The organism is Actinacidiphila yanglinensis, assembly GCF_900107965.1.
GTDB classification, from domain to species: domain Bacteria; phylum Actinomycetota; class Actinomycetes; order Streptomycetales; family Streptomycetaceae; genus Actinacidiphila; species Actinacidiphila yanglinensis.
Map to the genome: position 1 here is coordinate 189,015 of NZ_FNVU01000015.1, position 11,808 is coordinate 200,822.

11 protein-coding genes and 2 pseudogenes are annotated in these 11,808 nt (G+C 71.8%); 6 read left to right on the forward strand and 7 right to left on the reverse strand.

The genetic code is table 11. The annotated features are described in order from the left end of the window. The first annotated feature begins 189 nt into the window (after positions 1-189). From C4U44_RS28745 to C4U44_RS28755, 3 genes are all read left to right on the forward strand, one after another. Positions 190-441 (forward strand): hypothetical protein, encoded by a 252-nt coding sequence (locus C4U44_RS28745; protein ID WP_103888966.1) that lies wholly within the window; start codon positions 190-192, stop codon positions 439-441. A gap of 150 nt (positions 442-591) precedes the next feature. Continuing rightward, complete coding sequence (locus C4U44_RS43500; RefSeq protein WP_322973692.1) at positions 592-2,010, forward strand: glycoside hydrolase family 6 protein; 1,419 nt, start codon at positions 592-594, stop codon at positions 2,008-2,010. Between the two features lie 335 nt (positions 2,011-2,345). Then, positions 2,346-3,146 (forward strand): DUF427 domain-containing protein, encoded by an 801-nt coding sequence (locus C4U44_RS28755; protein ID WP_103888968.1) that lies wholly within the window; start codon positions 2,346-2,348, stop codon positions 3,144-3,146. A gap of 450 nt (positions 3,147-3,596) precedes the next feature. On the opposite strand, the gene C4U44_RS28760 is transcribed toward C4U44_RS28755, so the two are convergent. From C4U44_RS28760 to C4U44_RS28785, 6 genes are all read right to left on the reverse strand, one after another. Beyond that, positions 3,597-4,316, reverse strand: a complete 720-nt coding sequence (locus tag C4U44_RS28760; RefSeq protein WP_103888969.1) for a hypothetical protein — start codon at positions 4,314-4,316, stop codon at positions 3,597-3,599. Between the two features lie 66 nt (positions 4,317-4,382). Continuing rightward, the gene (locus C4U44_RS28765; protein WP_103888970.1) at positions 4,383-6,284 is read right to left on the reverse strand and encodes a glycoside hydrolase family 130 protein; all 1,902 of its coding nucleotides are present in this window, start codon (positions 6,282-6,284) and stop codon (positions 4,383-4,385) included. 317 nt (positions 6,285-6,601) lie between these two features. Then, complete coding sequence (locus C4U44_RS28770) at positions 6,602-7,108, reverse strand: TetR/AcrR family transcriptional regulator (protein WP_200823441.1); 507 nt, start codon at positions 7,106-7,108, stop codon at positions 6,602-6,604. 19 nt (positions 7,109-7,127) lie between these two features. Beyond that, complete coding sequence (locus C4U44_RS28775; RefSeq protein ID WP_103888971.1) at positions 7,128-7,952, reverse strand: alpha/beta fold hydrolase; 825 nt, start codon at positions 7,950-7,952, stop codon at positions 7,128-7,130. 183 nt (positions 7,953-8,135) lie between these two features. Further along, positions 8,136-9,341: a PP2C family protein-serine/threonine phosphatase gene (locus C4U44_RS28780; RefSeq protein WP_103888972.1), complete on the reverse strand. Its 1,206-nt coding sequence runs from the start codon at positions 9,339-9,341 to the stop codon at positions 8,136-8,138. Positions 9,342-9,494: 153 nt separating this feature from the next. Then, entirely contained in the window at positions 9,495-9,809 is a 315-nt protein-coding gene (locus C4U44_RS28785) for a helix-turn-helix transcriptional regulator (protein WP_103888973.1), read from the reverse strand. A 130-nt stretch (positions 9,810-9,939) separates the two neighbouring features. Here C4U44_RS28785 and C4U44_RS28790 point away from each other — a divergent pair, with 130 nt between their 5' ends. Further along, complete coding sequence (locus C4U44_RS28790) at positions 9,940-10,404, forward strand: STAS domain-containing protein (RefSeq protein WP_103888974.1); 465 nt, start codon at positions 9,940-9,942, stop codon at positions 10,402-10,404. Positions 10,405-10,486: 82 nt separating this feature from the next. Here C4U44_RS28790 and C4U44_RS28795 read toward each other — a convergent pair whose 3' ends face one another. Beyond that, entirely contained in the window at positions 10,487-10,837 is a 351-nt protein-coding gene (locus C4U44_RS28795) for a DUF3040 domain-containing protein (RefSeq protein WP_103888975.1), read from the reverse strand. On the opposite strand from C4U44_RS28795, the pseudogene C4U44_RS43670 reads away from it, so the two are divergent. Then, positions 10,797-11,372 (forward strand): annotated as a pseudogene (locus C4U44_RS43670) (Rieske (2Fe-2S) protein); the annotation flags it as partial. The gene C4U44_RS28795 and the pseudogene C4U44_RS43670 sit on opposite strands and share 41 nt — an antisense overlap. Before the next feature lie 236 nt (positions 11,373-11,608). Beyond that, a pseudogene (locus tag C4U44_RS42790) lies at positions 11,609-11,808 on the forward strand (DNA-binding protein); the annotation flags it as partial.

Genomic DNA, 11,808 nt, shown 5'->3' on the forward strand with positions numbered 1-11,808 from the left:
TGCGTCAGTCGCCGGCCATGACGGGAAGGGGGAGCACCCACGTCGATACAGCGTTCACGGGTCTCACCTCCTCGGGTGGAGTCACGGTCGAGTGGAAGCTACCAGCCCGGTGATCGCCCCTCAACCCGTTTCCCCGCCACGTCGTCACGACTCCGGACCGGCCGCGGAGCCCGAGGCGGGTGGCCGGCATTGCCGAGCAGCACGACCAACTCGCTCCGAGCTCAGGCGCGTTACCGGGGCACCGAGCCACCGGAACCCGCGCATCGGGCCTGGCACTCGCTCGAGTCGAACCAGGTCGGCCTCGACGAGTTCGCCAGGTGGCTCGAGCTCACCGACTCGGAACTGATGCCGGCGGTCGACGTCGCCACCCGAGGCATCCTGCCGGGCGCACTCTCCATCGAGCTGCCGCGCGTGTCCTGGACGGCCCTTGCCCTCCGCTGAGCAAGTGATGCGCCTCCTGGGGATGACGCGCCTCCGCCGACCTGGCTAAGCTCTGACCCGGTACATGGGAGCGCTCCCATGAACGGAACTCCCTGCCACTGCCCCTCATCCCGAGGGTCCTCTCCCCCCACGAGAGCACGGAGGACGACTGTGACACCCCCCACCCACGCTTCGCGCCCCGCCGCGGCCCCGCCACGCGGGTCCCGGCTGCGCAGGGCCGCCGCCATCGGCCTGGCCACCGGCCTCGCCGCCACCGGTATCGCGCTCGGCACCGGGATCACCGCGGGCGCCGCGCCCCAGGGCAGCCTCCCCACCGGCACCCAGCTCTACAAGGACCCGAACTCCCAGGTCGCCCGCTGGGTCGCCGCCAATCCCGGCGACTCGCGCCAGCCCGTCATCTCCCGGCGGATCGCCTCCCAGCCGCAGGCGATCTGGTTCTCCAGCTACAGCCCCTCCACCATCACCGACGACGTCAAGGCGGTCACCACTCCCGCTGCCGCCGCCGGGCAGGTGCCGGTGCTCGCCGTCTACGAGATCCCCGACCGCGACTGCGGCGGCGCCTCCGCAGGCGGCGCGCCGGACCTGGCGTCCTACGACGCCTGGGTGCGCGACTTCGCGGCAGGGCTCGGCAGCGGACGGTCGATCATCATTCTGGAACCCGACTCCGTCTCCCTGACCACCTGCCTGACCGCGCAGGAGCAGTCCGACCGCTTCGCTTCCCTCTCCCGGGCGGGCGCCGCCATCCACTCCGCCGACCCCAACGCCAAGGTCTACATGGACGGCGGCCACTCGGCCTGGAACAGCGCCACGGAGCAGGCCAACCGGCTGCGTGACGCCGGGATCCTGGCCAACGCCGACGGCCTGTTCACCAACGTCTCCAACTTCAACACCACCGCGAACGAGGTCAACTTCGCCAAGAACGTCCTGGCCGCGCTCGGCAACCCGAGCGGCCTGCACGCCGTGGTGGACACCAGCCGCAACGGCAACGGCCCCGCACCGGGCGGGGCGTGGTGCGACCCGTCCGGCCGGGCCATCGGTACCTACCCCACGACCGACACCGGGGACGCGGCGATCGACGCCTTCCTCTGGGTCAAGCCGCCCGGCGAGGCGGACGGCTGCGCCGGCGCCGCGGGCACCTTCCTGCCGGACGTGGCCTACGCGCTGGCGTCCGCCGGAACATCGGACCCGACGACGCCGCCGACCACCGCTCCTCCGACCACCACCCCGCCCCCGACCACTCCCCCGAGCGGCGGAACCTGCGCCGTCACCTACACGATCGCCAACGCCTGGACGGGCGGCTTCACCGCGGACGTGACCGTGCGCAACACGGGCAGCGCCACCGTCAACGGCTGGTCGCTCCGGTGGACCTTCCCCGGTGACCAGAAGATCACCAGCGCCTGGAACGCCAGGACCACCCAGTCCGGCGCCGCCGTGACCGCCACCGACCTCGGCTACAACGCGACCGTCCCGGTGGGCGGCTCCGTCGACTTCGGGTTCCAGGGAACGACCTCCAGCACCGCACCGCCCTCTTCCTTCACCCTCAACGGAGCGGCCTGTTCCTCGTCCTGACGGCGACCCCGCCGCCGGCCCTCGCGGGCCAGGAGCCCCCGGCCGGATGCCGGCCGGGGGCTCGTCAACAGGGCGCGACGCGCGGCGCCGTCCCCCCTCACCGGGTCAGCCTTGACGGCCCCCTGATCCAGACGGTGCGTGCAGCACCGACGCCGCGCCGCCGGACTCCGGTGGCGCGGCCGTCCTGTTCGGAGGTGCTCGCAGGGCTCGTACAGCCGAGTCTCCGAACCGGACGGTCGGCGTTCCTCCCTGTGGGTGCGCTGCGTATCCCTCTGTGGTCATCTGGGACGTCCAGGGCGCAACTGGTGCCCCCAGTCGACGGCGGGAGTCCGATCATGGACGACAGCAGGAACTATCCCGGGATGATCGTGCCCGTAGGACACGTCGAACCGTCTCCCCGCCGCGTACGGGGCCTGGTGGGGGGGCGCTGCGTCTTCGACACCACGGACGCGAAGTACGTCTGGGCCTGGCCCGGTTACCCGCAGTACTGCATTCCGCTGAGGGACATCGCCGAGGGCCTGCTGACCGACGAGGGCAAGACGATGCCCCTGGGCATCGGCGGCGGCCGGCGGCAGACCCTCAAGGTCGACGGCCTCACCCGTTCGGGCGCGGCGTGGGTGTGGGACGACACGGCTCCGGAGGAGATCCGCGGATCCGCCGGATTCCGCTGGGAGGCGATCGACGCCTGGTTCGAGGAGGACGAGCAGGTCTTCGTCCATCCACGCAGCCCCTACACGAGGGTCGACGCCCTCCGCTCCGGACGCACGGTCCGGATCGAGGTCGACGGCGAGGTGATCGCCGACGCACCCTCCACGGTGATGGTCTTCGAGACCGGTCTGCCCACGCGGTACTACCTCGACCGCGTGCACGTCGACTGGAACCGCATGGTCCCCACCGCGACCGTCACCAGCTGCCCGTACAAGGGACGGACCAGTGGCTACTGGTCCGTCCGCACCAGTAGCGCCGTCCACTCCGATCTCGCCTGGGCGTACGACTTCCCGACCCGCCAGCTCTCACCCATCGCCGGCCTGGTGGCCTTCTACAACGAGCACGTCGACCTCTTCCTGGACGGCGAGCGGCTTCCCCGGCCGGCCGAGGTGAACCGGGCCCAGTGGGAGAAGGAGCGGCGGGCCTGAGCAGGCGTTCAGTCCGCCGGCAGCGCACCGGGGACCCGGCAACGCGGCCATGAAGAGGGGGAGTTACTCTGCAGGTCGGGCGAGAGGATGGGGCCCGGGGCCCGGACAGTTCCAGCGCTCGCCCGGACCAATCGGACCGCAGTGAATCTTCTGGCGGTTGAGGTGGTGTGCGATCTCCAAGCCGGCAACTGCTATGCCGGCGACACCGGCGAAGAGAAGCACCACCGCCACCACCAGCACCGTGAGCGACTTCCACGTTCTGCGTTCGCCGTCCCCCGACAAGGCGTCCCCCTCTCCTCGCCTCTTGGACTCGGCGAGCCGCGGAACGGTTCCGGGACCGGCCGGCAGGTAGCGGTCCGGCACGCTGCTCTTCCCGGCGGTCCCGGCAGAGCTCCGGGCGGGCCGTCGATGCGCCGACGACCCGCCCGGACCCCGGAGGCGGCCTATTCGCTAGTGGTCAGCACTCGGCACACCGTCCTGCGCCATCGCGAAGATGTGCATGTCCTTGTCGGTGGGCAGCGTGATCGACGCGACGACCTTCTCCGGGTCGACGGGGACGCTCTGCTCGTCGACGTAGAAGGCGTGGTCCTGCCGGCCGAGCGCCTGGTTGCGATACGTCATCGCGGAGACCAAGGTGTTGCCGGCGCCGGGCGTGGTGCCCCAGTCCGACTGCGCCAGCTTCGCGGTGCCGGTGCTGCCGTCGGTGTAGTGGATCGTCACGGTGCCCGAGTGCGCGCCGTCCGTCGCCGCGCCGAGGAAGCCGATCTGGCCGGCGCCGGACCGGTGCGGCAGGAGGACGGTCTGGCCGAGCGCGCGCACGTTGTCGTTCTGGCACGACTGAGCGCGCGGCCAGGTGAAGGTCAGCCCGCCGGCGGTCACGCGCGCGCCGGGGGTGAGCGCTTGCGGCGAGGCCGTGGCGAGCGCGTCGGCGGAGTAGGTGTCGGTGCCGTTGTCGAGCGCGCCGCACCCTCGGTTGGTGTCCGGCGAGACGCCCACGTCGTTGGAGTAGTCCGACAGCGCATCGGAGGCCCCGACGGTGAACTGCGCGCTGCCGGACGTCGCGCCGGGCCCGGAGACCACCGCGACGCTCGCGGTGCTGCCGGGTTCGACCCGCCAGATGTCGGCCGGCCCCGAACTCGTCGAGATCGCCGGGCCGCTGGGCCGCGGCACCGTGAAGGTGACGGAGCGGTCCGACCAGTGGTCGATCGTGAGCGTGCCCAGGTCCCCGGCGCCGCCTCAGTGGACGCCGGCGTCGGACAGCACGAGCTCACGCCCGTGCGAGGAGTTGCCGAAGCCCTTACCGGTGAGGGTGACCTGCTGGCCGGGAGCAGCCTGCGCCGGGGTGACGCGGCTGATGGTCGCGGGTCGTGCCGGGGTGTTGGAGAGCGCGAGGTCGTCGACGTAGCCGCGGTAGCCGCCGTTGCCGGACGGCTGGTCGTAGCCCAGGTCGACACGGACGATCGTCTTGCCCGCGGCCGCCTTGCCAATGTCCACGCTGACCTGGTTCCACTGGTCGAGCGTGAGCTTGCCGCACTGCGACGCGGGGGTGAGCGGGGACCCGCCGAGGCCGTGCAGCGTGCTGCCGTCGGCGAAGACGAGGTCCGGTGCCACGCAACTGCTGTTGTCGCCGCTGACGCCGGTCGCGAGCGGGCCGTTCGCCTGCGGGTGGATCCAGTAGCTCAACGTGGTGTCCTTGCCGACCTTCACGGGCCGGTCGGACAGGTCGAACAGCCGCATGTAGGCGTGGTCGTCGGTCGCGCCGGTGGCGTGCCCGGAGTACATGAGGGCGTTGGTGCCGTCGTGGGCGTTGTCCTGGCGTGCGCTGGCCTCGGGGCTGCTGGCACTGCCGTACGCGGTGACGTTGGCGATCCCTCCGCCGCCGGGATCGGTGTCGACGCCGTCGACCCAGTCCGGCACGGGCTGACCGTGCTCGAAGCCGGTCCGGAACGGCGTCGCGGCCGGGCGGGCCGGCTGCGGGCGGCGCAGCCCCGCGGTGGCGAGGCCGGTGACCGTGTCGCCGCCGCCGTAGTACATCATGTACTGGCCGTTGTGGAAGAAGATGCTGTTCATCCACGCCGTCTTCGGCGTCTGGCCGTTCCACTCGTACGGCACGTCCGGCGTCGGCGTGAGCACCGCGTCACTCAACTGGTGCAGCATCCGCGTCGGCTCCTGGCCGGAGAACTCCTCCTCGCTGATGGCGTAGAACCACCGGCCGTTGGCCATCAGCGTTCCGGCGGTGAAGACGACGATGTCGGAGTTGGCGGGTTTGCCCACCAGCGTGCGGTAGTCGGTGACCGCCACCGCCACCTCGTACGGCTTCCAGCCCTTCGGGTAGTGGATGTCGAGCGGGTCGGCCGTCCTCGGGGTGGTGCTGCCCTTCGCGTGCCAGGTGCGCAGGTCCGAGGAGTACGCGATGTCCGTGCCGGTGTCGCCCTGGCCGAAGTACATGACGTACTCGCCGTTGACCTTGCGCGGGCTGCCGTTCGCGTCGGTGACCACCGCCGCGTCCTTGTTGTTCCCGGTGCTCGGCTCCACCATCCACGGCGTGCTCCAGTGGACGCCGTCGGTCGAGGTGGACTCGGAGATGTCGTACGAGCCGTAACAGGTGCCGTCCGCCTTCGGGTGCACGGAGGTGAAGAAGGAGTAGTAGGTGCCGTCCAGTTCGAACAGGCGCGGGTCCTCGAGGCCGCACTTGTCCTGCTGGCCGGCCGTGTCGAAGTTGATCACCGGGTTGGCGGCGGTGTCCTCGGTGAAGTGCGTGCCGTCGGAACCGGAGGCGTACCCGATCTGCGACGGGCCGCCGTAGGAACCCTGCGCGCGGTAGAGCATCTTGTACTGGCCGCCGCGGTAGAGCACGCCCGGGTTGTACAGGGCGGCGGACTCGTACCCGCTGCCGCTCGGCGTCATCAGCGGATTGTCCGCGCTGCGGGTGAACGGGCCGATGGCCCAGTCGGGGAGGTTCGAGGCGGTGTAACTCGCGTCGTCCGCCGCGCTCTTCGGCGCCTGCGCCGACGGTGACTGCGATGCCGGCCGGGCGGGCGCGGGTGCGGCACTCACCTGGCCCGTCGGGCCGGTGGCGCCGGCCGCCGATGTCGCGGCGGCGGGCGCCACTCCGAGCGCCGCGGCGACCGCGCCCACCGCCAGCAGCCGTAGCGCCGTATGCCGGAGGCGTGTCCGCGGCCGGATACGCCGCGGCCGAGGCGGATCCGGCTCCTTCCGCAGGCGCGCGACGACTCGGGAAAAATCGACCATTACCCCAAACCTCTCAACTGGACGCGAACGGCCTCAGGGGTCTTCGGAGCGCGCTCCGCGGTCAGGGACCATGACCGCGTCGGCGGCGTGACAACGTTGTCAAGCGCGCCGATACTTCCACCGCGGGCGGCAAGCGTCAAGGGGAACGGTGGAGTTGGCTCGGCCGCCTCGGGCGGACCAGGGCCGCCCGCGACCGGCAGGTGTCACGGGCGGTCGGGATGGGGCGCGCCCGCGCCGCGGAGCGGCGTGTCCACGATGAGCGTCGCGACGGCGTCGATGTCCTTCTCCTTCCTGTTCTGTGCGGCCTCGTGGATGAGGGCGTAGTAGACGCGGCGGGTCCATGAGATGTCGACATCGGCGCGAAGGACACCGGCTTCCCGGGCGCGGCGGAACAGGCGCTCGCACGTGTCCCGTACATCGCGGTGGACGCGTGCCACCTCGGGAATGGCCGAGGAGGCGTAGCTCATCGCGAATCCCCAACCGACCTTGACGCTCAGGACGTTCGCCGTCGTCTGGGAGAGGGCGACCAGCGGAGGAGCGTCCGGGTGGGCGGCGTCGACCGCTGCGGCGAACCGCTGGGTGGCCCACAGCGCGAGGGCGTCGATCAGCGCTTCACGGCGGGGCCGCGGGGCGGGCTGGAGAACCGCTCTCGGCCCTCCAGCCCTGAGCCCGCCGGCCCCGAAGCCCGCCAGCCCCGAAGGACACGGCACGCGTGGCCTGTTGCCGCGGTCAGGCCTCGATGAAGGCCAGCAGGTCGGCGTTGATGACATCGGCCTGGGTGGTCGGCATGCCGTGCGGGAATCCGGTGTAGGTCTTCAGCGTGGCGTTCTTCAGGAGCGCGGCGGTCAGTGGCGCGGAGTCCGCGTACGGGACGACCTGGTCGTCGTCACCGTGCATGACCAGCACGGGTACCGAGATCCGCCGCAGGTCCTCGGTGAAGTCGGTCTGCGAGAAGGCCACGATGCCGTCGTAGTGCGCCTTGGCGCCGCCCATCATGCCCTGCCGCCACCAGTTCTGGATGACGGCCTCGACCGGCTCGACCCCGGGTCGGTTGAACCCGTAGAAGGGGCCTGCGGGCAGTTCCCGGTAGAAGGTCGAGCGGTGCTCGGCGGTCTGGGCCTGAAAGCCGTCGAACACGCTCTTGGGCAGGCCACCCGGATTGTCGTCGGTCTGCAGCATCAGCGGCGGTACCGCCGCGATCAGCACGGCCTTGGCCACCCGGCCCTCGCCGTGCCTGGCCAGGTAGCGCACGACCTCGCCGCCGCCGGTGGAGTGGCCGACGTGGACCGCGTCGCGCAGGTCGAGGTGCTCGGTGAGCGCGGCGAGGTCGTCGGCGTAGTGGTCCATGTCGTGGCCGCCGTCGACCTGCGCCGAACGCCCGTGGCCCCGCCGGTCGTGGGCGATGACCCGGTAGCCGCGAGTCCGGAAGAACATCAACTGGGCGTCCCAGTCGTCGGCCGACAGGGGCCACCCGTGGCTGAACACGATCGGCTGACCGCTGCCCCAGTCCTTGTAGAAGATCTCCGTGCCGTCCGCCGTGGTGATCGTGGGCATGCGTGACTCCTGTCGATTCAAAACTGCTCGCGTCGTCGGCGCCTGCGCCGGAGTGAGGGTCCACGCCGGGCGTCGGCCCGACGTCTCCTCAGGCCGCAGGGCAGGCGGGGCCCTTGACTCCTCTCGGGCCCCTGCCGCCTTCCCCTACGCACAGATCATGCGTGGCCTGCGGTAATGACAGCATCAGTACGTTGACTGCGTTCCGCGGTCCGCCCGTCGCCCTTCCGGACCGGGGCCGTGCCAGTCCAGGCAGAGCACGGTGGCGTCGTCCTGCAGGCCGTCGCCGCAGGTATCGATCACGGCCGCGGTCAGCGTGCGGACGACTTCGCGGCTGTGCTCGGTGGCGGTGTCGCGGATCAGGCCGGGCAGGTCGACGGTCTGGGCCCGCCGGTCCTGCATGCCGTCGGTGTACAGGACCAGACGGTCGCCGGGGCGCAGGTCGACGTCCTGGACGCGGTGGGGCCTGGGGCCGGGGACGCCGAAGGGCAGGTCGACCCCCAGGTGGAGCGTTTCGACGGTGCCGCCGCGCAGAAGCAGCGGCCAGGGATGGCCGGCGTTGACCAGGCGGGCGGCGCTGCCGTCCAGGGCGATACGCATCAGTTGGCCGGTGGCGAAGGTGTGGCGGCCGTGGTCGAGCATGACCTGATGGATCCGCCGGGCCTGCTCGGCGAGATCGGCTCTGGCGCGGCGGGCGCCTCGGGAGGCGTTGACCAGGAGCGTGGCCATCAGCGAGGCGTCGGTGTCGTGTCCCATGGCGTCGGTGACCGACAGGTGGAGGGTGTCCCGGTCGAGTGCGTAGTCGTACGTGTCGCCGGCGATGCTGTCGGCGGGCACCAACGCCGCGGACAGCGAGAACTCGGCGGCCTCGCAGGAGGGTGCCGACGGCAGGAGCTGCCGCTGGATCTCCGCGGCCAGACTGACGTCGGTGGTGCGCCGGCCCCAGTGGTAGAGGTCGGTGAAACGGCCGTCGGTGACGATGATGTAGGCCAGCGCGTGCGCGGTGTCGGCGACCTCCTCCAGCGCCTCGGGGGTGGGATGAGGAAGGGTCAGCTCCAGGACGCCGAGGGCGTCGCCACGGTTGGTGACCGGGGCCAGCACCCGTTGGCCGTCGCCGTTGTCCCGCGTCAGGACCAGTTCCTGCGTACGCAGCACCTCGTCGTACGCGGTCCCGGCCAGAGGGATGTGGTCCGCGCGGCTGCCGGCCGGTGCTTGCGCCTCCTCGCTGACCCGCACCACCCGCCGACCCACGACGTCGACGAGCAGGAGCGACACGTAGCGGGCGTCGAACCGCTCGCGCAGATTCCGCGCCACCACGTCCACGGACTCCACCGGCGCGGCGTCCTCCGCGGCCGCCAGGATGTCGGCCAGGCCGATCCGCTCTCTCCTCATGACATCCTCCCAAAAGGCAGTAGTGATTTCTCCTGCCCCGGGTGGCTCCGACATCACGGACCCGTCTCTGCGACGCGGCGTTCCCGACGTGGCAACCCGGTCCGGGCCGCGGAAGGGTGCGTCGTACGTCTCCCCCGACCGCGGATGCGGAGATCAGCGCCGGGCGTCGTCGGGGCCCATGTCCAGCAGGGTGAGCAGCTCCGCGACGGTCGGGCCGGCGTCCGCGGGGTGCCGCAGCGTGGTGCCCGGCGGGATCTCGTAACGGTTCGAGCGCCCGCTGCGCGTGTGGGTGAGGTAGCCGCCCTCCTCCAGGTCCACGATGATCCGCTGCACCGCGCGCTCGGTCAGCAGGCAGCGGGAGGCGATGTCCCGGACCCGGGTCCCGGGATCGCGGGCGATGGCGGCGAGGACCCGTGCGTGGTTGGTCAGGAACGTCCAGGTGGGACGCGAGTCAGCTGGTTCGTCCATCCGCCCATCGTAGGCCCCGTGATTCACGTGACCCAATACACGACTTTCATTTCATGTACTTATTGACGTGCGTGGTGGCAGCAGGCACCCTGATCGGCAGACACCGACGGACGGAAACACGGAGGCCTCCATGTCCGCTTCGGAGCTCCGCCTGCCCGCCTGCGACAGGCAAGAGCCCCGCACCGCCCGGCCGACCACGACCACCGCGTTCACGGGTTTCGACTCGGACATCGCGGTACGTCTCGTGGAGCGGGCGGACCAGACCCGCGCCGCGGTCGCCGGCGAGATCGACCTCGGCACGGCACCCCTCCTGGGCGAGATCCTGACGGGCTGCCTGGCGCGCTCCCCCGGCGCCATGGACATCGACCTGGGCGATGTGACGTTCTTCGACTGCTCCGGACTGAACGCCCTGCTCCGCGTGCGGCAGCGCGCCGCCGAGCAGGGCATCGCACTGACCGTCTCCCAGATGTCACCGCCGGTCACCCGGATTCTGGAACTCACCGGCACCCGGGACCTGTTCGGCCACAAGCGAGGCCCCGGGCCCCGGCCGCGGATCGTCCGTCCGGCGCGGCTGCCGGAACCGCCACAGGACTGAGGTGCCGGAGCCGGGGCCGTGACGCGCGGACGCTCAGGACAACGGTCATGACGCTGCGTTCACAGGGGTGGGGTTCGTCGTCTCATGTCCGCGCGGGTGCCCGCCTCTTGCCGTGGGCGGCGGCCCGGGCGACCAGCCAGCTCGCCAGCGCGGCCACGGCGGCCCCGCCCGCGGCGTAGAACACCTCGGTCGACACCAGCAGGTCGGACACCGCGAGCAGCACGAGGGTGAGCGCGCCGCACCACTTGGCGAGGCGGCGGGCGGTGCCTCCGGGCCGCGAGTCCTCGGCGTACTGCTCGTCGTCCTGCTCGCCTTTTCCGGCGGCAGGCGTCAGCGCCATGGACGAGAGCTGCCGGGCAAGGCACGGATCATCTCGTGCCAATGTCTGCTCGATGTCCCGCAGTACCCTGAGTTCGCGCACCGTGAGGCCCATCGTCGCCCTCCAGCCGAGAATTCCGTGCCGGCCCCGAGAACCACGCCTGTCGGGTACCCCGCCCGCGCCAAAGGATGCACTCCGCGCCGGCCCGTCCGCAGTCGGCGCCGCGCCCGCCGGTGGCGTCCAGGACTGCTCTACCGGGTCGTCGTCGGTGAAGTCGACCACCGGCCACCCGTTGCGCGGCCGCGCCTACGCGCCGGCCCGGCCGTGCACGGTGGGTGCCGCCGCGGCGGCGGGCGGACATCTGTCCCACCGCCAGGCGCCGGCGCGAACCACGCCGGCGCCGTGCCCCGTCTCGTGCCGCCCGGCTGGCACCGCGTGGGCCCGGTCGACACGTTCGGCGCACGGGCAGCCCGTGCGCCGTATGGTGGGAGAGGTGCCGGTCGCGGTGGGCCGCACCGCCGAAGGGCCCTGCCACGCACTCGCCGACCCGCGCAGCCACGACGACGGTCCGTTGTCGGACGGGAACGTGGTGGAGGGCTGGTTGCACTGCCGGTGGCACGGCAGTGCCTTCCATCTCTCTGCCGGCTGGAGCGCGACCGGCCGGGCTACGGCCCCCGCCCGCGTGCGACACGCGCGTGGCGGACGGCGAGTTGCGCGTGCGCTGCGCCCGCCCCGTCCGGCAGCCGCTGAACCCGCGCGGGGCCGACAGGTGCGCGCGCCGTGCGTACGACGATCCGTTCCGGGCGGTTCCGCCGCCCGGCCCAGGGCAGAGGCCCGCTGGGCGTCCCCGAAGGCCCTGCGGACCGCGCGAGGGAGGGGCTGGACATGGACGACGAAGCTCCCGGCGCCCTGCAGGACGCCCTCGACCGCCTGGCGCTGCTGTCCGCCGCCACCTCCGCGCTGGCGAGCACGCTCGACGGGGACGCCGGAATGGTCCGGGTCAGCCGCACCCTGGTGCCGCAACTGGCGGACTGGTGCGCCATCCACGCCGTGGCCGACGGCGTGGTCCGCGAGGTCTCCGTGGT